Annotated in this window: 17 protein-coding genes; 11 read left to right on the forward strand and 6 right to left on the reverse strand. The window is 72.3% G+C overall.

From position 1 onward, the window contains the following. The first annotated feature begins 170 nt into the window (after positions 1-170). Together BJ992_RS10945 and BJ992_RS32765 are read left to right on the forward strand one after the other, a co-directional pair. The gene (locus tag BJ992_RS10945; protein WP_343072604.1) at positions 171-686 is read left to right on the forward strand and encodes a PH domain-containing protein; all 516 of its coding nucleotides are present in this window, start codon (positions 171-173) and stop codon (positions 684-686) included. Further along, complete coding sequence (locus tag BJ992_RS32765; protein ID WP_343072605.1) at positions 683-2,587, forward strand: PH domain-containing protein; 1,905 nt, start codon at positions 683-685, stop codon at positions 2,585-2,587. The genes BJ992_RS10945 and BJ992_RS32765 overlap by 4 nt, the downstream gene beginning before the upstream one ends. Positions 2,588-2,732: 145 nt before the next feature. Here the strand turns inward: BJ992_RS32765 and sepH are convergent, their stop codons facing one another. Next, positions 2,733-5,540, reverse strand: coding sequence for a septation protein SepH (sepH, locus tag BJ992_RS32770; protein WP_246496600.1), 2,808 nt, complete (start codon positions 5,538-5,540; stop codon positions 2,733-2,735). A 324-nt stretch (positions 5,541-5,864) separates the two neighbouring features. Here sepH and BJ992_RS10965 point away from each other — a divergent pair, with 324 nt between their 5' ends. Continuing rightward, positions 5,865-6,656: a hypothetical protein gene (locus BJ992_RS10965; RefSeq protein ID WP_184980086.1), complete on the forward strand. Its 792-nt coding sequence runs from the start codon at positions 5,865-5,867 to the stop codon at positions 6,654-6,656. Between the two features lie 7 nt (positions 6,657-6,663). On the opposite strand, the gene BJ992_RS10970 is transcribed toward BJ992_RS10965, so the two are convergent. Together BJ992_RS10970 and BJ992_RS10975 are read right to left on the reverse strand one after the other, a co-directional pair. Next, complete coding sequence (locus BJ992_RS10970; RefSeq protein WP_184980088.1) at positions 6,664-7,944, reverse strand: D-arabinono-1,4-lactone oxidase; 1,281 nt, start codon at positions 7,942-7,944, stop codon at positions 6,664-6,666. A gap of 75 nt (positions 7,945-8,019) precedes the next feature. Further along, complete coding sequence (locus tag BJ992_RS10975) at positions 8,020-9,189, reverse strand: MFS transporter (RefSeq protein WP_221474764.1); 1,170 nt, start codon at positions 9,187-9,189, stop codon at positions 8,020-8,022. Positions 9,190-9,368: 179 nt separating this feature from the next. Between BJ992_RS10975 and BJ992_RS10980 the strand changes: the two genes are divergently transcribed. Next, positions 9,369-10,622, forward strand: a complete 1,254-nt coding sequence (locus tag BJ992_RS10980; protein ID WP_184980092.1) for a lytic transglycosylase domain-containing protein — start codon at positions 9,369-9,371, stop codon at positions 10,620-10,622. Between the two features lie 38 nt (positions 10,623-10,660). Here BJ992_RS10980 and BJ992_RS10985 read toward each other — a convergent pair whose 3' ends face one another. Continuing rightward, positions 10,661-11,635 carry a ferrochelatase gene (locus tag BJ992_RS10985; RefSeq protein ID WP_184980094.1) on the reverse strand — a complete coding sequence of 325 codons (975 nt, stop codon included), beginning with the start codon at positions 11,633-11,635 and terminating at the stop codon, positions 10,661-10,663. Positions 11,636-11,734: 99 nt separating this feature from the next. On the opposite strand from BJ992_RS10985, the gene BJ992_RS10990 reads away from it, so the two are divergent. Both BJ992_RS10990 and BJ992_RS10995 read left to right on the forward strand, forming a co-directional pair. Further along, entirely contained in the window at positions 11,735-13,711 is a 1,977-nt protein-coding gene (locus tag BJ992_RS10990; RefSeq protein WP_184980096.1) for a prolyl oligopeptidase family serine peptidase, read from the forward strand. Further along, on the forward strand, positions 13,708-14,508 hold the full coding sequence (locus BJ992_RS10995; protein ID WP_184980098.1) for an inositol monophosphatase family protein: 801 nt from the start codon (positions 13,708-13,710) through the stop codon (positions 14,506-14,508). Before BJ992_RS10990 ends, BJ992_RS10995 begins: the two co-directional genes overlap by 4 nt. 131 nt (positions 14,509-14,639) lie before the next feature. On the opposite strand, the gene BJ992_RS11000 is transcribed toward BJ992_RS10995, so the two are convergent. Continuing rightward, positions 14,640-14,804 (reverse strand): hypothetical protein, encoded by a 165-nt coding sequence (locus BJ992_RS11000; protein ID WP_184980100.1) that lies wholly within the window; start codon positions 14,802-14,804, stop codon positions 14,640-14,642. A 276-nt stretch (positions 14,805-15,080) separates the two neighbouring features. On the opposite strand from BJ992_RS11000, the gene BJ992_RS11005 reads away from it, so the two are divergent. The 5 genes from BJ992_RS11005 to BJ992_RS11025 all read left to right on the forward strand — a co-directional run bounded on the left by BJ992_RS11005 (position 15,081) and on the right by BJ992_RS11025 (position 20,456). After that, complete coding sequence (locus BJ992_RS11005) at positions 15,081-15,734, forward strand: response regulator (RefSeq protein ID WP_184980102.1); 654 nt, start codon at positions 15,081-15,083, stop codon at positions 15,732-15,734. Between the two features lie 200 nt (positions 15,735-15,934). Continuing rightward, positions 15,935-17,278, forward strand: coding sequence for a sensor histidine kinase (locus BJ992_RS11010; RefSeq protein ID WP_425503725.1), 1,344 nt, complete (start codon positions 15,935-15,937; stop codon positions 17,276-17,278). Positions 17,279-17,554: 276 nt separating this feature from the next. Then, on the forward strand, positions 17,555-17,854 hold the full coding sequence (locus BJ992_RS11015) for a DUF4193 domain-containing protein (RefSeq protein ID WP_184980104.1): 300 nt from the start codon (positions 17,555-17,557) through the stop codon (positions 17,852-17,854). 19 nt (positions 17,855-17,873) lie between these two features. Next, the gene (locus BJ992_RS11020) at positions 17,874-18,752 is read left to right on the forward strand and encodes a hypothetical protein (RefSeq protein ID WP_343072606.1); all 879 of its coding nucleotides are present in this window, start codon (positions 17,874-17,876) and stop codon (positions 18,750-18,752) included. A 324-nt stretch (positions 18,753-19,076) separates the two neighbouring features. Beyond that, complete coding sequence (locus BJ992_RS11025) at positions 19,077-20,456, forward strand: trehalose-6-phosphate synthase (RefSeq protein ID WP_184980106.1); 1,380 nt, start codon at positions 19,077-19,079, stop codon at positions 20,454-20,456. Positions 20,457-20,462: 6 nt separating this feature from the next. Here the strand turns inward: BJ992_RS11025 and BJ992_RS11030 are convergent, their stop codons facing one another. Beyond that, on the reverse strand, positions 20,463-20,771 hold the full coding sequence (locus BJ992_RS11030) for a DUF4235 domain-containing protein (RefSeq protein WP_343072607.1): 309 nt from the start codon (positions 20,769-20,771) through the stop codon (positions 20,463-20,465). Positions 20,772-20,839 lie beyond the last annotated feature (68 nt).

Raw genomic sequence — 20,839 nt, forward strand, 5'->3', positions numbered from 1 at the left:
CGACTGACCCCCAGTCTGTCCAACCCCACCGACAATTCCGGCTCCCCGGCGACGCCTTTTCGACCTGCCCTTGAATCCGCGGCCACGCGTCCCCCGAAGCGTCCTCCGCGGCGTCCCCGCGGCGGCGAACCGGGGCCACCGGCGCGGGCCGGTCTGGCTAGGCTGGAGGAGTGACAGCTCCCCTGCGCGACCCCGCCAACCGGGTGTCCCGCCGCGCCATCACACTCTGGCTGCTGCAGGCTCTGTTCGGGTTCCTGTTCCTCGTGGGTGCGTCCGCCTTGATCGCCTCCGTCTTCTCGGGGACCGACTGGGGCTGGGTGCCGCGATGGGCCGCCGACAACGCCTGGTGGCTGCCTGTGGTGGTCGGCGTCCTGACCCTGCCCTTCCTGATCAGCGAGCCGTTGTGGCGGTACGCCGTCCACCGGTGGGAGCTGTCGGGGGACGTGGTGTACGCGCGCTCGGGATGGGTCAGCCGCGAGTGGGTCTTCGTCCCGGTGAGCCGCATCCAGACGGTGGACAAGCAGCAGGGCTGGTTCGAGCGGCTCCTCGGCCTCGCGACCCTGGAGATCCGCACCGCCTCCTACGCCGGTTCCTCCTCCATCCAGGGCCTCGACGTCCAGGTCGCCTCCCGCCTCGCCGAGGACCTCGCCAACCGCGCTCACGAACTGAGGGACGACGCGACGTGACCGCCGACCCCCCCGCCTCCTCACCTCCGCCTCCCGGGGACCACACGCCACCGTACGGCGGCCCCACGGCCCCTCCCGGCGGTCCCGGGCCGGCCTCCGGTGGCACGCCGCCACCTGACCTCACGGGGCACGCCGGCCCCGCGTACGGTCCCGGAGCGGGGCCGCAGGGAGCGCCAGGGGGGCCGCCGCAGGGATGGAGCGGTGGTGAGGCCGAGGTACGGCCGTCGCGGCTGAGCCCGCTGACCTTGCTGATCGATCCGGTGCGCATGGCGCCGTCGCTGCTGCTGCCGCTGGCCGGGGTGCTGTTCGTCGGGGGGTTCGCGCCGTCGTCGTTCATGTGGGCCCTGGTGGCGGTCGCCGCGTCCATCGGTTTCGCGGCGTTGCGATGGGCCACCACCACCTACCAGGTCGTGGCGGACCGGCTGGAGATCACCCGCTCGCTGATCAGCCGGTCGGTGCGCAGCATCCCGCTGGACCGCGTCCGCGGGGTCGACGTGTCCACTCCGCCGCTGCACCGCCTCCTCGGGCTCGCCGTCGTCAAGGTGGACACCGGCGCAGGCGGCGACAAGCAGGAAGGCGAGCTGAACGGCGTCTCGGTCGCCGAGGCCGAGCGCCTGCGCGCGGTCCTGCTCCGCCGCAGCCGCGCCGTCCGCTCAGGCGCCGGCGCGCACTCGGCCGCACGAGGAGCGTTCACGACCGAGACGCGCACCGCGCGACCCGGTGCCGGGCCGGGACAGGCGCCGGATCACCCATCGGGTCATGCGCAGGATCACCTCACGGGACCGGTGCCGGGTCACGCACCGGGTCATGCGCAGGACCACCTCACGGGTCCTGTGCCGGGACACGTGCAGGATCACCCGCCGGACCACTTGGCCGGCCACGTGCCGGATTACGGGCTGGACCACGTGCCGGATCACGTGTACGCACGGGTGCCGAAGTCGTGGGCCCGGTACGGGCCGTTCTCCGCCACCTACCTGCTCACGCCGTTCGTCCTGCTCGGTGGCGCCATCGGGCTGGTCTTCCAGTGGGGGGAGAACCTCGGGGTCAACGAGCGCGCGGCGTGGAACGTCGCCGAGTGGCTGTGGCACCGGCCCGTCCTGCTCGCGGTGATCGCTGTGGTGCTGGTGCTGATCAGCCCGCTGGCGGCCTGCGTCATGTACGCGGTGTTCAACTGGGACTTCACCTTGCTGCGCCGTGACGCCTCGCTCGTCGCGGAGCGGGGGCTGATCAACCGCCGCAGCGTGTCCCTGGAGCACGCCAGGATCAGGGGCTACGAGTTCGCCGAGGGCCTGCTGGAACGCATCGCGAACGTCGGCCGTCTGTGGGCCGTCGTCACCGGGCTCGGCGACTCCCGTACCCGAGGCCAGCTCCTCCCCACCGGCCCCAAGGACTTCGTGCTCGGTGTGGCCGCCGAAGCCGTGGCGCCGTTCACGGCCACGCTCGCGCCGCACCCGCCGGCGGCCCGCCGTCGCCGCCTGTTCCGCGCCGTGGCCCTCCCGCTCGTGCTCGCGGCGGTGGCCTTCGCGTTCGGCCTGACCTGGCTGGGCCTCGCCGGGCTGGTCCTCGCGGTCCTCTGCGTCCCGCTGGGGCTGGACCGGTACCGCTCCCTGGGCCACGCCTACGACGGCAGCCGCCTGTCCGTCCGCTCGGGAACCCTCCCGCGCTCCCAGGCCGTGATCGAACGCCGCGCCGTCGTGGGGTGGACCATCCGGCAGACCATGTTCCAGCGCCAGGCCAAGGTCCTCACCGTGATCGCCGGCGTCGGCGCCGGCAGCGGCGGCTACCCGGCCGTCGACACCGGCGAACACCAGGGGGTCCACTTCGCCGCCACGGTCACCCCGGACTGGCTGGCCCCCTTCGTCACCACCGCACCCCCCGCGGCGCCGTCGGACAACTCATAGCACCACCGTGCCTCGCGGACCGTCGAGGCTCTGTCACGATCGTGGCCCAGACATCCGGATTGTCCGGCGCGGGGCCGCGACTGCTGGGTTCCGGTGCGTGGGCCGTCGCGACCCGTTCCGTCCGGGAGTGGTCGCATGAAGTGTGCTATTCCTGGCGGCGCGCGCCGAACATGATCTCGTCCCAGGTGGGGACGGACGCGCGGCGGCCACGGGAGCCCTTGCGAGCGGGACGGGCCGGCTTGGGGGCCTGCGGCGGCACGGTCGGCTCGGCGGCCTTGGGGTCCTTCTCCGGCTTGTCCGGCTTCTCCACCTCGGTGGGTTCGGTGGACGCGGCGGCCTTGTCGGCCGCCTCACCGCTCAGGCGGGCCGCGGGTACGGCGATGCCGCCGTCCGCGGGCTCGTCGACGGCGGCGGGGGAGGCGCCATGAGCGGCGGATGCCGCCGCCGGCGCCGCCGGTGCGGTGGCCGCGGGTGCCGTGGGAACGGCAGGAGCGGCGTGAGTGGGTGCCCTCCGGACCGAGGGCGGCAGAGGCTGGCGGGAACCCGGCGCGCCGTGCCGCTGGCGTGAGCGTCCGCTCGGCGGGGTGGGGACGGCCGGCGGCTCAGGCTTGGCGGCCTCGGCACGCGCCTTCGGCGCCACGGCCGGCGTGGCCGGTGCGGTCGATGTGGCGGATGTGGCAGGTCCGGCCTTTGCGGCGGGTGTGGTCGCGGGACTCGGGGCAGATGAGGCTGCCGCCGGTGCCGGTGCCGGTGCCGGGGTCGCCGCGGCGGCAGGGGTCTGCGTGCCTGCCGGTGCGGCTGTGGCGGGGGCGGGTGTCTGCGTGCCTGCGGGTGCGGCCGTGGCGGCAGGGGTCTGCGTGCCTGTGGGTACGGCGGGGGCCTGCGTGCCTGCGGGTGCGGCCGTGGCGGCGGGCTCGGTCACCTGGGACGTGCTGCCGGGTTCCGCGGGACGAGGGGTCGTGCCGGGGGTGGCCGGTGTCGCGGAGGCGGCGGGCCTTACCGGGTGCTCCGCGGCCGGGGACGTGGCACGGCCGGAGGAGGCGGGTGCGGGGCCGGCTTGCGCGGCGGCCGGCACGGCGGCCGGTTGTACGTGGGTGGTCGCGGCGGGTTGTGCGGTCGTCTCCGGCTTTGGAGCGGTGGCCGGCCGGGACGGCGCGGCCGGCTCGGCTTCGTCAGCCGTCTCGGCCGGGACGTGTGCCGTCTCGGCCGGGACGTGTGCCGTCTCGGCCGGGACGTGTGCCGGCCGCTTGCCGGGGGCCGGTGCCGCGCTCGCAGGAGGCGTGGTCCTGGGGGAGCGCTCAGGCTCGTGTGCCGGTTCGGACGGCGTGGCGGGGGAGGTCCCGGTCGCGTGCGCCGGCTGTGGTGCGGTCGCGGCAGAGGGTGTGGTGGCCTGTGCCTGCGCGGTCACCGGCTCCGGCTCCTCCGGAGCCGGTGCGGTGGCGGCGGAAGGCGCGGATCCGGGTGCGGCGGGTGCCGGTTCGGGACGGGAGGCCGCGGTGCTCGCGGACGCGGCGGCCGGTTCCGGACGGTGCCGGGAGTGGTCGTCCGCCGGGTCGGAAGGGATGGCGCGGCCGGCCGGCGAGGAGGCCTGCTGCCGGGGCCGGGAGGCCTCCTGCGGGGAGGCGGACTCCGCCGAGGGGGACTCGTCGTCACGGGCCGTCGTGCGGCGGCCGGGGGTCTCCTCCTCGTGCGGGGCCTCCGGCGGGGAGGACGGGGTGAAGGTGATCGGAGGCGCGGCTGGGCCGGCCCAGTGACTCGGGGGAGAGGTGTGGCGTGTGGGACGCTGCGCCGGGTCGGCGTACGCGGTCGCCGGGGTGTGGTCCTGGTGCGCGGCGGGGAGGAAAGTGGGGCCGTTCGTGGACCGGCGTGCGGGCTCGTCGTCCACCTGGCGCGGCGCGGCCTCGGTCTCTTCTGATCGAGACGTGACGTCGGCGCGTCCGGTCCGTGAGCCGGAGTCGGAGTACCCGGAGCGTTGACCCGAGTCGGAGTACCCGGAGCGTGAGCCGGAGTCCGCGTACCCCGAGCGTGAGGAGTCGGCGTGTCCGGTCCGTGAGCCGGAGTCGGAGTGTCCGGTCCGTGAGCCCGAGTCGGACTGTCCGGAGCGTGAGCCGGAGTCGGCGTACCCGGAGCGTTGGCCGGAGTCGGCGTGCTCGGAATGGGTGCCGGAGTCGGCGTACCTCGGTCGTGTGCCGGAGTCGGCGTACCCGGAGCGTGAGGATTCGGCGTAGCCGGAACGGGTGCCGGGGTCCGCTTGGCCGGAGCGGGAGCCGGGGTCGGTGTAGCGGGTGCCGGGGTCCGGGTGGGTGGGGACGGGGATGAGTTTGGCGGCGAGGCGGGGGGCGAAGGGGGTGATGGTGGCCTGTTCGGACGGCTCGACGTACTCGATGGCGGACAGGCGCATGGCCTCGTCGTCGTGGGGGGTGACGTGGCGGCGGCGCATGTCGTAGAGCCACTCGGCGTTGCGCGTGTGACCGTTCCACACGAAGCCGAGCTTGATGCGCCACAGGCCGTCGTCGCGCTTGCAGGAGTCCCAGTCGATCTCGTCGGCGGGTACGCCGCGGCGGCTCAGCCGCTCGGTGACGAGCTCGCCGAGCGTGGGACCCGGTGTGGTCTCACCCGGCACCCGGACGGCCACGCGCTGTGCCTGCTGAGCGGTGTACTCACGTTCCTGCAGCACAGGTCCCTCGAACCAGCGGACACGCTCCACCGGGATTCCCGCGGTGGCGGCGATCTCCTCCGCGGTCTCCCCCGCGCGGATGCGGGCCTGGATCTCCTTGGGGCGCAACGGACTCTCCACTTCGATCTCGTACTGGCCGAGACGGGAGAAGTTGCCGCGGACCGCCGCACGGAGCCGTTCGTCGACCGGAAGCGTGAACCGCGTCCCCCGACCGGCCGTGGCCAGTACGAGGTATGTTCCGTCCTCGCTTACCGCGACGAGTCGGAGCTCCTGCATGCGGGTCCCTTCATCGTCATGCTCTTTCTTCCCCCGGACCCATGAGTCTCTCGCGGGAGGCGGTTGCCTTCCAGCACCGTACCCGGCATGTCCGAACATCGCCTTCCGCAGGGGGCACGGAAGCCAGGAGAGTCGGGCATTTCATCTCATTCACCCTATCCAGCGGCCGCTCGTTGCGCAGCAAACAGGCAGGGTGCGTCTAGCTCGGATTCTCGCCGCTCCCACCCCTTCCCGTCCCGGCTTCCGTCAAGACCGCCGCGACAGGTTCGTCTTGCCGTCTCCGGGATAGAGGAGATGCCGGCGTCGGCACCAGGGAGAGGGCAGATGGGCGGCGAGGACCGGCTGGAGATCAGGGCCACGCAGGTGGTGGGGGGTGCGCTCGCGGCGGGGACGGCGGCGGTGGCGGCGTCGTTCCTGGGGGTGACGGGGACGGTCATCGGCGCGGCGCTGGCGAGCGTGGGGACGACCGTAGGCAACGCCGTCTACACGCACTACATCGAGCGCGGCCACCGGCGGCTGAGGGAGCACGGCCTGATCGCGGGGGCCGGCGACGACGAGCCGGTGACCACGCGGGACGAGGAGGGCCTGGCCCGCGCGGCGCACGCGACGTTACGTGAGCACGCACCCGCGGACCGGCCGCGCACGCTGGACGAAGCCGTGCCGCTCGACTCGCACACCGCCGAGGTGCCGCGGCTGACGCGCACGCCGTCGCGGCGCAGGACGTGGACCGCGATGGCCGTGGCCACGGTGGCGATCTTCTCCCTGAGCATGGGGGGGATACTCGCGTTCGAGCTGCTCAGCGGCAAGCCTCTCTCCGCCACGGTGCACGGCAGGGACGGCACGGGAACCACGTTCGGCGGCACGGTGAGCGATCCCGCCTCACCCGTCCCGTCCCCCGGGACGACGACCGGGGAGAGCACCGAGGGGAGCACCAAGGAGAACGGATCGTCCACCGAGCCGTCGGACGCGGCCACCGGACCCGCCGACCGGCAGGAGACCGAGCCCGCGCCGGCCGACACCGCTGTCCCCGCCGCGCCGGACTCCTCCGACGGCACCGGCGCCGGCACCGAGCCGCCGCGGGACGAACCGGGTGTGGTGCGGCCGAGCGGGCAGTGAGGCCTCCTCAGCCGAGGACCGTGTCCAGGTAGGGATTGGTGAAGAGCCGTCCCGGATCGAGCTCGTCGCGAAGGCGGACGAAGTCCGCGAAACGCGGATAGACGGTGGCCAGGTAGCCGGCGTCACGCGTGTGCAGCTTGCCCCAGTGGGGACGGCCGCCGAGGCGGGTCATGATCTTCTCCACCTCGGCGAAGTACTCGGGGTTCGGGGTGGGCCGGTAGACGTGACAGGCGATGTACGCGCTCTCGCGGCCGTACGCGGTGGACAGCCAGGCGTCGCTCGGCGGCGAGACGCGCACCTCGACGGGGAAGGTGATGCGCCAGTCCCGCAGTTCCACCAGGTCACGGGTCTCGCGCAGCGCCTGGGCCAGGTGCTCGCGCGGGACGGCGTACTCCATCTCAAGGAACCGCACGTCGCGCACGCTGGTGAACACCTTGTAGGACGCGTCCACGCAGGTGGACGTGCTGAGCGCGCGTGCGGACAGGCCGTTGATCGCGGGGATGGCCGCGGGGAGGCGGTGGCCGGCGGCGCACAGCGCGCCGAACACGGTGTTCTCCAGGAAGCGGTCGTCCAGCCAGTGCCGGAACGCGCCGGGGGGCCGCGCCGGGCCGGGGGAGCGGTTGTTGCGCTTGGTCAGGCAGGTGTCGGTGTGCGGCAGCCAGAAGAAGTCCAGGTGCTCGTTGGCCGAGGTCAGCTCGTCGAGGGAGAACAGGATCTCGCTGAGCGGCATGGGCCGCCGTTCGCTGCGCAACAGGAACGCGGGTTCCACCCGGAACGTCAGCGCGGTGACGATCCCGAGCGCGCCGAGCCCGACGCGCGCGGCGTCGAACAGGTCGCCTTCTGTGACGGTGACGAGGGACCCGTCGGCGAGCACCATCTCCAGCGCGGCCACCTGGTCGGCGAGCCCTCCCGCGTCGCGTCCCGTGCCGTGGGTGCCGGTCTGGACGGCACCCGCGACGGTCTGCTCGGTGATGTCCCCCATGTTGGCGAGCGCCAGCCCGCGCCGGGCCAGTTCCTCGTTCAGCGCGCGCAGCCGCGTGCCGGCCGCGACCCGCACCAGCCCGTCCCCGGCCTCCTCGACGCCGGTCAGCGCCTCGGGCCGCAGCATGAGGCCGTCGGTGAGCGCGACCCCGGTGAACGAGTGGCCGGTGCCGGTCATCCGCACACGCAGCCCGCGGGCCGCGGCGTCCCGCACGGCGGCGGCGACGTCATCGGTGGAGGCCGGCGTGCGGACCTCGGCAGGTGTCGCGTACTGGTTGCGTGACCAGTTGCGGAAGACCGCTTTCATGCACGAGCACGATAACCAGGTCGGCGGCGGATGACCAGCGGACCCGAGGCGTACTCACGTTCACTGGTCCCGGGGTCAGGCGGACGCGTGACCGGCCTCCGGGGTACGCAGCCACGTGTTGCCGCCGACGCCGATCAGGACGGCCGCGAGCGCGCAGGTGAGCGAGAACGCGTACGCGTTGGACGAGCCGAACGTGTCGGTGAGCCGGCCGCCGGCCCAGGCGCCGATCGCGACCCCGAAACCGACGGACGTGGAGATCCACGCCATCCCCTCGGTCAGCAGGTGCGTCGGGACCAGCCGCTCGACCAGCGCGTAACCGGTGATGATGGTCGGCGAGATGGCGAGGCCCGCGAAGAACAACGCGACGGCCATCACCCGGGTGTCCCCGATGAGCAGGATCGGGCTCAGCCCGGCGGCGAACACGCCGAGGCCGCGGGTGAAGCGGCGGCGCAGCGAGATGCGCCAGCGGCGCGCGCCGAACCACAGGCCCGACACCAGGCTGCCGCCGGAGAACGCGCCGAGCAGCAGCCCGGCCGCCGCCTTGGCGCCGTGCTCCTCGGCGAACGCCACCGTGATCAGGTCCACCGAGCCGAACACCGCACCCATCGCGAGGAACACGCACGACAGCAGCGCGATCCCCGGGATCGTGATCGGGGTGCCGGACGCGGTCCCGGTCGCGCGGACCGGCGGCTCGGTGCCGCGTTGCAGCGCGAACGCGACCGTGCCGGTGACGCTGAGCGCGATGGAGAGGGCCAGTCCCGCGTACGGGCTGACCAGCGTGGCGAGCGCGGTCACCACGGTCGGGCCGCTCACGAAGATCACCTCGTCGGCCACCGACTCGAACGAGAACGCGGTGTGCAGCCGGGACGACCCGCCGAGCAGGTTGGTCCAGCGGGCCCGCACCATCGAGCCGAGCGAGATGGCCGAGCCACCCGCCACCACGCCGGTCGCGAACAGCGTCCACTGCGGCGCCTGATGGTGCGCGCACAGGATCAGGCCGCTCAGCGCGGCGCCGTGCAGCAGCGCGAACGGTATGAGTATCCTGGCCTGGCCGTACTTGTCCACCAGCCGCCCCGTCAGCGGAGCGCCGACCGCGAACGCGACCGAGACGGCCGCCGACACCGCGCCGGCGGTGGCGTACGAGCCGGTCAGCGCCGAGACGAGGAGCACGACGCCGATGCCGAGCATCGACATCGGCATGCGGCCGACGAACCCCGCGACGACGAATCCCCTGACACCGGGCATGCCGAAAAGCTCCCGGTACGGCCCTACCACGTTCCCGCCCCTCTCACTCGCCCCCGCGGAGCGTCTGGTCCCGGACGACCCTGACGCATCGTGCGCGGCCCCGGCAAGCGATTTTCCGGCAACCTACATGATTCGCGACATCCGGTATTAACGTGGGTCGAGTGTCTCGCCCCGGACTCATGCCTTCCCCTGCCGTCGCGGCCGGAGTGGCGGTTCTCCTGCTGCTCGCGGTGGTGAGCGGCGGCGTGTACCTGCTGGGTGACGCCGGTGCCGGCTCCCCCGCGCAGGCCGCGCGAAGCCCGCAGATCCGCGAGCTCGCCGCCACGCTCTCGCCGCTCCCCACGCTGAGCCCTCCCGCCGTCCCGTCGTCGGCGCCGTCATCGATGCCTTCGGCTGTGACGCCGTCCGTGCCGCCATCCGTTCCCGGCGGCGAGCCGGCGGCGCACGGACGGGTGACCGCCACGCCGCCTCGGGTGATCGCCGTGGCGCCGGGGACGGTGGCGCAGGACGTGGTGCGCAGGATCGAGGCGTTCAAGCACGTCACACGGGTCGCGGTCGCCGACGGCGGCGCCGTCAGGTTCTCCACGGCGACGCTGAACCTGCTGGCCGTCGACCCCGTGGAGTTCCGCGCGTTCGCGCCGAAGGCCGTCGCCGAGGAGCAAGAGGTGTGGAACGCGCTGGCCCGCGGCGAGTTCGTCGCCGAGTCCCGCACCGCGGCGCGCTACCGGCTGGCCCTCGGCGGCTCGTACGCCACGCAGGGCGCCTCCCGGCTGCGGGTGGCCGCGTCCGCGCCGTTCGGACTCCCCGGTGTGGACGGCCTGGTCGGCAAGGAGGCGGGCCGCACGCTCGGCCTGTCACCCGGTGTCGCGCTGCTCGTGCACACACCGGTGGCGCAGGCCGCGGCCCTCGTGCCGAAGATCAGGCGGCTGCTCGGCGCCGGCGCTCAGGTCATGACCGTCGGCGTCACCGCGGTGAAGTCCCCCGATCCCGCGAATGGGCCCGCCGCGCGGCGGCCCGTGCTCGCCAAAGGCGGGAACCCGTACTACGTCGGCCGGCCCGGCAGCTACCTGGAGCTGTACAAGATCGCCGCCGGGGTGTGTCCCGGCCTGTCGTGGACCGTGCTCGCCGCGATCGGCCAGGTGGAGAGCGGTCACGGCCGCAACAACGGCCCGTCGTCCGCCGGCGCGCTCGGCCCGATGCAGTTCATGCCGGCCACCTGGCGCGCGTACGGCGTGGACGGCGACGGCGACGGCAAGCCCGACATCTGGAGCCCCTACGACGCCGTCCCCGGCGCCGCGCGTTACCTGTGCGCCAACGGCGCGGGGAACGGCGGGGACAAGCTCCGTTCGGCCGTGTACCGGTACAACCACTCGTGGTCGTACGTGGACAAGGTCCTCGGCCTCTCCCAGGCGTACGCACGCGCGTACACCTGACCTTCAGGGCCGGGTCCCGGAGGTCCTCGTAGGCGGGTTCAGCTCCGGGACGCCGGGGCCCCGGGCCGGCGTGGCGCCGGACAGCACGTGGCGGGGCAGGCGGCGGGCTCCGGCTCGTCCAGCAGCTCGCGCACCATCGAGACGAAGCGAGGATGGGTCCCCGCCGTGGCCGCGCGGGTCAGGTGGATGCCGAGCTCGCGCGCCGCGGCGGCGGCCTCGGTGTCCAGGTCGTACACGACCTCCATGTGGTCGGACACGAAGCCGATCGGCACCAGCACGACCGCCTTGACCCCCTCGCTCGCGAGCGCCGTGAGGTGGTCGCACACGTCCGGCTCCAGCCACGGCACCTGCGGCGGCCCGCTGCGGCTCTGCCACACCAGGTCGAACGGCCGCTCACCCGCCACCCGCGCCGCCGCGGTCCGCAACTGCGCCTCGTACGCGCCGCCGGACGGCCCCGCGGTCGCGGCCATGCTCACGGGGATGCTGTGCGCCGTGAACACCAGCCGCGCGTCACCCCGGTGCGCCTCAGGCAGCCGTTCCAGGGCCGCCTGGGTGTGCTCGGTCATCGCCGCGAGGAACCCCGGGTGGTCGTAGTAGTGCCGCAGCCGCACGACCCGCGGCGCTCCGGGAACCTGCGCCTGCGCCGCCGCGATGTCGTCGAGATACTGCCGGCAACTGGAATAGGAGCTGTACGCGGCCGTGACGAACGCCGCCGCGCGCCGCACCCCGTCCGCCGCCATCCGCCGCATCGTGTCGGCGAGGAACGGATGCCAGTTGCGGTTCCCCCAGTAGATCGGCAGGCCCACCACAGGCTCCAGCGCCGCGATCAGCTCACGGCACTGCCTGTTGATCGGGCTGACCCCCCCGACCCCCTGATAGTGCGCCTCGACCTCCAGCAACCGCTCCCGCGGCACCCCCCGCCCCCGCACGACGTTCTCCAGGAACGGCATCACGTCCTCCGGCTTCTCCGGACCGCCGAAGGACACCACCAGCAACGCGTCGTACTGCGCCATGCCCCCATCCAACCCCATCGGGAAAGGCGCCAGGCCCGCCGGGCCGCCGGAAAGTGTGGGGGCTCGCTGGTGAGGGAGGCTACCGGTAGGTTCGGAGAAGTGAGTTTCTTTAAGGACATTCGAGAGTTCGTCGCTCAGCCGCGGGTGTTGTCGCTGCGGCTGTCACCGGATGGATCCCGGCTGGCGGCGGTCGTGCAGTCCCTCAATCCGGACGGCAAGTCCTACGGCACCTCTGTCTGGCAGGTGCCGGTCGACGCCGGCGGGGAGGCGGTGCGGCTCACCCGGTCGGGGAAGGGAGAGGCTGGGGCGGAGTTCACGGAGCGGGGTGATCTGCTGTTCGTGTCGGCGCGGCCCGATCCGGAGGCGCGGGAGCAGGGGGACGAGACGGCGGCGCTGTGGCTGCTGCCGGCCGGCGGCGGCGAGGCGAGGAAGGTCGCCGAGAGACCGGGAGGCATCTCCGGGGTCGTGACCGGCGGGGACACGGTGGTGTTCGTCGCGTCGGTGCTGCCGGGGGACGCGGCCACCGAGGCCGAAAGGCTCAAGGCCCGCAAGGACGCGGGGGTCGGCGCGATCCTGCACGAGGGGTACCCGATCCGGTTCTGGGACCACGATCTCGGGCCGGGGCTGCCGCGACTGTTCGCGGCCACGCTTCCGGGGCTCGAGGAACCGCGCGAGCTGACGCCGGACGCGGCGGGCTCGCTGGTGGAGGCGGCGTTCGCGGTCACGCCGGACGGCGCCACAGTGGTCACCACATGGCTGGAGGCCCTGGACGCGGGGCAGTCGAGGTCGGACCTCGTGGCGATCGACGTGGCGAGCGGCGAGCGGCGGGTGCTGGCGACGTCGGAGAACCACGACTTCATCGGCCCTGTGGCGATCTCGCCGGACGGCCGCAAGGCGGTGTGCCTGCGTGAGCGCCACGCCTCCGAGGACCTGGCGGTCGATTTCGCGCTGTGGGTGGTGGACCTGGAGAGCGGCGAGGGGTCCGCGCACAGCGACGACCTCGTCCCGATGTCGGTGGACTGGACGGCCGACTCACGGTCCCTGCTGGTCGCCGCCGACGACCACGGCCGCCGGCCCGTCGTACGGGTGGGCCTCGACGGGGGCCGGGAACGGCTCACCCCGGACGACAACGCGTACTACGAGCTGTGTCCCTCCGCCGACGGCCGCCACCTGTACACGCTGCGCAGCTCCGTCGCCTCCCCGGCCGTCCCGGTGCGGATCTCCCTGGCTGACGGCGCGGTCACCGAACTGCCGTCCCCGGCCACGGTGCCGCAGGTCCCCGGCACGCTCACCGAGGTGACGGCGGTCGCCGACGACGGCGTGGAGATCAGGGGCTGGCTGGTGCTCCCCGAAGGCGCGTCGGCCGCCGACCCGGCGCCGCTGCTGCTGTGGATCCACGGCGGCCCGGTGGCGAGCTGGTCGGACTGGTCCTGGCGGTGGAACCCGTGGATCATGGCGGAGCAGGGCTACGCCGTCCTGCTGCCGGACCCGTGCCTGTCCACCGGTTACGGCCAGGAGATGCTCCAGCGCGGCTGGGGCAAGTGGGGCCCGCGCACCCACGCCGACCTGATGGCGATCACCGACGCCTGCGTGGCGCGTCCCGACATCGACGAGACCCGCACCGCCGCCATGGGTGGCTCGTACGGCGGCTACATGGCCAACTGGGTGGCCGGTCACACCGACAGGTTCCGTGCCATCGTCACCCACGCCTCGCTGTGGAACCTCGACCAGTTCGCCGGCACGACCGACTCGGCGACGTACTGGCAGCGCGAGTTCGGCCCTCCCGGCGCCGCGCGGTATCAGGAGCTGTCGCCGCACAACTGGCTCGACCAGATCAGGACACCCATGCTGGTGATCCACGGCGATCGCGACTACCGCGTGCCGATCGGCGAGGCGCTGCGGCTGTGGTGGGACCTGCGCAGGTCCTCGGTGGAGTCGAAGTTCCTGTACTTCCCCGACGAGAACCACTGGGTGCTCAAGCCCGGCAACGTCGTGACCTGGTACGAGACCGTGTTCGCCTTCCTCGCTCAGCATGTGCTCGGCAAGGACTGGCAGCGTCCGGAGTCGCTGTCATGACCGACTTCGTCGGCCTCGCGGCGGACATCGCGCGCGAGGCGGGTGACATGCTCCTGGCCAAGCGGCCGGCCCGGCCCGAGGCGGTGGAGACCAAGTCCAGCCAGACCGACGTGGTGACCGCGCTCGACCGCGCCTCGGAGGAACTGATCCGGGCCAGGATCCACGCGGCGCGGCCGGACGACGCCATCCTCGGTGAGGAAGGCGGCGAGACCGGCGCGGGACGGGTCCGCTGGCTCGTCGACCCGATCGACGGCACGGTCAACTTCATGTACGGACTGCCGGACTGGGCCGTCAGCGTGGCCGTCGAGGTGGACGGCGAGATCGTGGCCGGGGTCGTCAACGTCCCGACGCGCGGCGAGCTGTTCACCGCGAGCAGAGGCGGCGGCGCCGACCTGTCGCGCGCCGGCGCGCCGCCGGAGCGGCTGGCGTGCAACACCGGGGTGCCGCTGCCGCAGGCGATGATCGCCACCGGTTTCGGCTACCTGCCGGAGCGGCGGGTCGTCCAGGGCCAGGTGGTGTCCCGGCTGATCGGCCAGGTGCGCGACATCCGGCGGCGCGGCTCGGCCGCGGTGGACCTGTGCTCGGTGGCGTCGGGCCAGGTGGACGCCTACTACGAGCGGGGCCTGATGCCGTGGGACCTCGCGGCGGGCGGCCTCATCGCGTCGGAGTCGGGTGCGCGGATCGGCGGCCTGCGCGGCGCGCCGCATTCCACCGAGTTCGTCGTGTGCGCGGCCCCCGGCCTGTTCGAGGACCTGCACGACCTGCTCGTGCCGCTCCACCCCGACCGCGACGCCTGACCACGGCCCGTCGGCCGGCGGCCCGTACGCCGAGAAGGGCCCGCCCGGGGTGACCGGGCGGGCCCTTCCCTGCGAGAGCGGCGGAGATCGTCGGGGCTGATCGGGCCGTTCGCGAGCTCTATATATGCGGGTCAGTGCTGGAGCGGCACACCGTTGTCGGTGGCGATCCTGCGAAGATCCTCGATGTCGGCGGTGAGAGCTTCGGCGAGGAAGTCGTCGCCACTGGTGCGCGCCTCCTGAAGGCCTTTGTAGGCCTGGTCGAGCCGGTGTTCGATCGTGGTGGTGAACTCGCCCATCTCACCTTCTTTCTCGATGGGGCACGAGCGGTCGGATCACGCGTCACCAAGGGGTGGGCACAGACGTTGCCCCGCAGGTGACCGTGGGCCTCCAGGGTTTACCCAGGCGCTTGTCCGGCTTAAACCAACAATTTGGGAAGTGTGCCGTGTGAGGTATGTCACGGAAGCGCCGCGCGGTCAGCCGCTCTTACCGTCCGCTTAGCCTCGTTGTGGCGACAATGAACAGGCCGGTCCGCCGGGAGGCGGGGCCGGGTCCTACAGGAGGTGCCAGGGGCCGTGCGGGTGCTTGTGGTGGAGGACGAGCGGGTGCTCGCCGACGCGATCGCGACCGGGCTGCGCCGTGAGGCGATGGCGGTCGACGTGGCGTACGACGGGGCGGGTGCGCTGGAGCGCACCGGATACATCGATTACGACGTGATCGTGCTGGACCGTGACCTGCCGAAGGTCCACGGCGACGAGGTGTGCCGCAGGCTGGTGGCCGAGCGCAGCGCCTCGCGCATCCTGATGCTCACCGCGTCGGGTGAGGTGGACGACAAGGTCGAGGGCCTTGAGCTCGGCGCGGACGACTATCTCGCCAAGCCGTTCGCGTTCATGGAGCTGGTCGCACGGGTGCGGGCCCTCGGCCGCCGCTCCGCGCCGGCGCTGCCTCCGGTGCTCGAACGGGCCGGCATCCGCCTGGACCCCGGTAAGCGGCTGGTGACCAGGGACGACCAGGAGATCGCGCTCACCAAGAAGGAGTTCGCGGTCCTTGAGGAGCTGATGCGGGCCGAGGGTGCCGTCGTCAGCCAGGAGGACCTGCTGGACAAGGCGTGGGACGAGAACATCGACCCGTTCACCAACGTCGTACGGGTCACGATGATGACCCTGCGCAAGAAGCTCGGCGAGCCGGCCGTGATCGAGACGGTGCCGGGAGTGGGTTACAAGCTGTGAGCGAGGAACGTGACGGGGGAGCGGCGCCGGGTACGGAGCGGCCGCGCTTCTCCGCGCCGCAGCCGCTGATCGTCCCTCCCGGCGATCCGGTGCCGGTCGGCGGGTCGCCGGACCCGGTGCCGGCCTCGGTGAGCCGTCCCCCCGGTGGCGACGACCCCGCGCGCGGGATCCAGGGTCCGGCCGCCGCCGGGGGCCTGCCGATGGCACCGATGACAAACGGGCCGGAACGTCCCGCGCCGCAGGACCCCGGCCGGTGGCGCAGCGAGCAGCCGACGGTCGAGAGCCCGCACGCCGGCCGGCGGCCGAGGTCGGCCCCGCCGGCACCCGGCGGGCTCCCGGTCTGGGACGGCCCGCCGCCGGTCGCGCCGCGGCCGGTGCGGCCCGAGTTGTTGTCCCAGCTCAGGCAGCTCCCCGGCCGCATGAGCATCCGGGCCAGGCTCACCCTCACCTACGGCGCCTTGTTCTTCGCCGCAGGCGCGCTGCTGCTGTTCGTGATCTACTCGTTCGTCGGCAAGGCGATCTACGACTCCTGGCCGGACTTCCCCTTCCGGCTGGACGACGTGCCGCCGGAGATCGCGCTCTCGCTGCAGGAACGCTGGGCCAGCTTCCGTGCCGACACCATCGCCACCGCGCGCGCGCACCTGCTCACCCGCTCGCTGATGGCGCTCGGCGGCGTCGGCATCCTCGCGCTGATCTTCGGGTACGTCGTGACGGACCGCGCGCTGCGGCCGGTGCAGAAGATGACCTCCACCGCGCGCCGCCTGTCGGAGACCTCGCTGGCCCACGAGCGCATCGACCTCAAGGGCCCAGACGACGAGCTGAAGGAGCTCGCCGACACCTTCGACGAGATGCTGACCCGCCTCAACCGCGCCTTCGACGCGCAGCGGCGTTTCGTGGACAACGCCTCTCACGAGCTGCGCACCCCGCTCGCGATCAACCGCACCGTGCTGGAGGTCGCGCTCGCCGACCCGCACGCCTCGGAGGACCTGCGGGTGCTCGGCCGCACCCTGCTCGGCACCAACGCGCGCAACGAGCACCTCATCGAGGGCCTGCTGCTGCTGGCCCGCAGCGAACGCGAGCTCGCGGTGCGCAAGCCGGTCGATCTTCGCGACGTGGGCCGCACGGTGGTGGAGCAGCACGCCGCGTTCGCCGAGGAGAGCTCGGTGACCATTCAGGCCGATCTGCGCAGCGCGCCGACCCTCGGCGACCCTGTGCTGGTGGAACGCCTGGTGGCGAACCTGGTGGAGAATGCGATCAAGTACAACATCCCCGCCGGCGGTCAGCTCTGGCTCCGTACGGGAATGGTGGACGGCGCTCCCGTTGTTCAGGTGGCCAACACCGGACAGCACGTTCCCGCGTACGAAGTGGACGACCTGTTCGAGCCGTTCCGCCGGCTCAACTCCGACCGGATCGAGTCGGCGCGCGGCGCCGGACTGGGCCTGTCCATCGTGCGCGCGGTCGTGCGAGCGCACCGGGGCACGATCAAGGCCGTGCCCCGGGACGGTGGCGGCCTGGTGATGACGGTTCGACTTCCGGCGGGCTGATACGGCGGGGGTCGTCTCGTTCGCGCCAGACATGTGGTTGGATGTGCCGTCGAACAGGATGGGTCCTGTCGCCAATGCTGTGGTTTTGGCCATATTTGGCTAACCAAGTGGCGCGGGCGGTCAGGCACTCACGTGTTAGGAGGTTCATCGACCGTTCCCACGGGGTACCCACAGCGAAATTCCCCGAGGAGATCGGGCACAAGATGGACCGCCCAGACGTTACAGACCCGCGACGCATGACGCGCATGCCATAGATGAGGGGGATGGAGTACGCAAATGGCCACCGACTACGACAGCCCGCGCAAGACTGATGACGACCTGAATGAGGACAGCCTCCAGGAGCTTCAGGCGCGGCGTACCGACAAGTCCTCGGGGAGCATAGACATCGACGAGACCGATCTCGCCGAGTCGCTCGAGCTTCCCGGTGCGGACCTGTCGAACGAGGAGCTTTCGCTCCGCGTGATTCCGCGGCAGGCGGACGAGTTCACCTGCGCGCGGTGTTTCCTGGTGCATCATCGCAGTCAGCTCGCCTCCGACAAGGGCGGCCAGCAGATCTGCCGAGAGTGCGCCGCCTGATCGTCGGCAAGGAGGGCTCGTGACATCGGAAGCGGATGGACCGTCGAAGGACCTGCCCGCCGAGCCGGAACGGCCCGGAGACCCGTCGGCGCCGCAGACGTCCTCGGAGCAGGATGAGCGTCCCGCGGCGCCGGTACCGGCGAGGCGGGAACACGATGAGGCGGCCGAGGCCGAGGTCGCCGAGCTCGTGGGCAAGCTCACCGAGCCCGGGAACCTGAACGGCGCCGAACGGCGCAGGCTGGTGCGCCGGCTCGGCTTCGCGCTGGCCGACGCCGCACGCAAGGCGAAGACGTCCGGCGCGGTGGGGGGCCGCTGGCTGGCCGACCTGTTCGCGTCGATCGCGCCGCGGTTGCCGATCCGCGATCTTGAGGCACTCCAGGAGCACCACTACGGCCTGACCGGCGAACAGCTGGCCGACGACCTGGTGCGCACGGCCACCAAGGCCACCATGGCCGTCGGCGCGGTCGGTGGCGCCGTCGCGGCCGCCGAGTTCGCCGCGCCGCCGTTGCTGCTGTCGGCCCCGGCACAACTCGTGGCGGAGACGCTCGTCGTCGCCGCCATCGAGGTGAAGCTCATCGCCGAGCTGCACGAGGTGTACGGCGTGCGGGTGCAGGGCAACGGCAGCCAGCGTGCCGTGGCGTTCACCGGCGCGTGGTCCAAGCAGCGCGGCGTGGACCCGATGGCGCCGGCGTCGGTGACGCTCGCGCTCGGCACGGCGGCCAAGGCCGCGTTACGCAAACGACTGCTGCGCACCCTCGGTCGTCACCTCACCACACTCGGACCCTTCCTGACCGGCGCCGTCGCCGGAGGAGCCCTCAACAGAATGGCCACCCGGCGCCTCGCGGAGGTCATCCGCGCCGATCTGCGCCGCCAGCGCGCTCTGCCTCCCGCACGTTGACCTGACCCCCGCCTCTCGCGCGTCAGCCGATCTCCCCGTCCCGCGCCTTGCCTCCCGCGCGTCAGCCGATCTCCCCGTCCCCCGCGCCTTTCTCCGTCGCCGCGGCCCTGTCGCCGTTTCCTCCGGCCTGCCCTCACGGAAGCCCGTTGTGTGTCTCTCCCTTTACGGTCGGCTGCTCTGTATCCGGTAAATCAGCCTTTATGTGCCTCTGGGGTGAAAGTTAGGTAAGCCGGGAATGTAGCCCCTGCTATCCCGGTGCCCCCCATACAGAGAGCTGCGACCGGTTTCGTAAGGTAGTCACAAACCGATCACGAGGGAGGACGCGTGCGCAGCTCATTCCTGATCGTCGCGAACCGGCTGGCCGTCGACCGCACGATCACCGAGGACGGCACCGCCTCCTGGCGGCGCAGTCCAGGAGGTCTCGTCACCGCCATCGCGCCGGTGATGCAGCGCCGGGACGGCGCGTGGCTGGGCTGGCACGGTGCCCCGAACGAGGAACTGAAGCCGTTCGAGCACGACGGAATGAACCTCATTCCGGTCCCGCTGTCGGCCAACGAGGTCGAGCTTTATTACGAAGGATTCTCCAACGCCACCCTGTGGCCGCTCTACCACGACGTGGTCGCCACCCCCGTGTACTCGCGTGTGCTGTGGGACGCCTACCGCGCCGTCAACGAGCGCTTCGCGCGCGCCGCCGCCGACATCGCGGCGGACAACGCGGTGGTGTGGGTGCAGGACTACCAGTTGCAGCTCGTCCCCGCGATGCTGCGCGCGCTGCGGCCGGACCTGAGGATCGGCTTCTTCCTGCACATCCCGTTCCCGCCGGCCGAGCTGTTCTGGCAGCTCCCGTGGCGGCGCGAGATCCTGGAGGGCCTGCTCGGCGCCGACCTCGTCGGCTTCCAGCGGCCAGGTGGAGCGTCCAACTTCATCCGGCTGTGCCGCCGCCAGCTCGGCCTGCAGAACCAGCGCCAGGAGATCACCTACGGCGACCGCACCGTGCGCGCCGAGGCGTTCCCCATCTCCGTCGACTTCGGGGAGCTGGACTCGCTGGTGCGCGAACCGCACATCCTGGCCCGGGCCAAGGAGATCCGCTCGGAGCTCGGCGAACCCGAGCACGTCCTGCTCGGTGTGGACCGGCTCGACTACACCAAGGGCATCGGCCAGCGGCTGAAGGCGTTCGGCGAGCTGATCGCCGACCGCAGCGTGCGGCCCGGCGAGGCGGTGTTCGTGCAGATCGCCACGCCGAGCCGCGAGCGGGTCGAGGAGTACCGCAACCTGCGCGACGAGATCGAGCTGCGGGTCGGCCGCATCAACGGCCAGCACGGCATGCTCGGCGTGCCGCCGATCAACTACTTCCACCAGTCCTACGGCCGCGACGAACTCGCCGCGCTGTACTGCGCCGCCGACGTCATGGTGGTGACGCCGCTGCGCGACGGCATGAACCTCGTGGCCAAGGAGTACGTGGCCTGCCGCCACGACCTGCGCGGCGCGCTGGTGCTCAGTGAGTTCGCCGGGGCCGCCGACGAGCTCAAGCACGCCTACCTGGTCAACCCCTGGGACACCGACGGCCTGAAACGCCAGATGCTCGCCGCGATGCGGGCCACCCCCCACGAGCTGTCACGCCGCATGCGCTCGATGCGCAGGCGCGTGGCGACGTACGACGTCGACAGGTGGGCCGGTGACTTCCTCGCGGCGCTGGAGCGCTGACGTCCGCTAGACCTTGTCGGCGATCCGCTCGGCCTTGGCGGGGATGGCCTTCCACGCCTGGTACCGCTTGTGGGCCGAGCGGGTGGCCACGATGCGCGCGACCTCCATGCCGACGCCGAGCACCACGGCGAAGCCGACCGCCTCGGCCAGGCTGGTCTCCAGCGAGTTCGGGTCGGCCGGCGGCTTCTTGCCGGTGGTCTTCTGCCAGCCGAACTCGATGGCCTTGCGCGCGGCGAACCCGACGCCGAGCCCCACCACGGCGCCGATGAGGCGCCAGGCCATGTCCTGCTTCTCCTCGTCCGATGTCCTCGGCACGTCGGCTCCCCTCGTCTTCGGCGATCTACGCAGAACCCTAATCTCCCACGACGCGCCGTGGGTCGACG

The sequence above is a fragment of the Sphaerisporangium rubeum genome (assembly GCF_014207705.1).
In the GTDB taxonomy this organism is placed as follows: domain Bacteria; phylum Actinomycetota; class Actinomycetes; order Streptosporangiales; family Streptosporangiaceae; genus Sphaerisporangium; species Sphaerisporangium rubeum.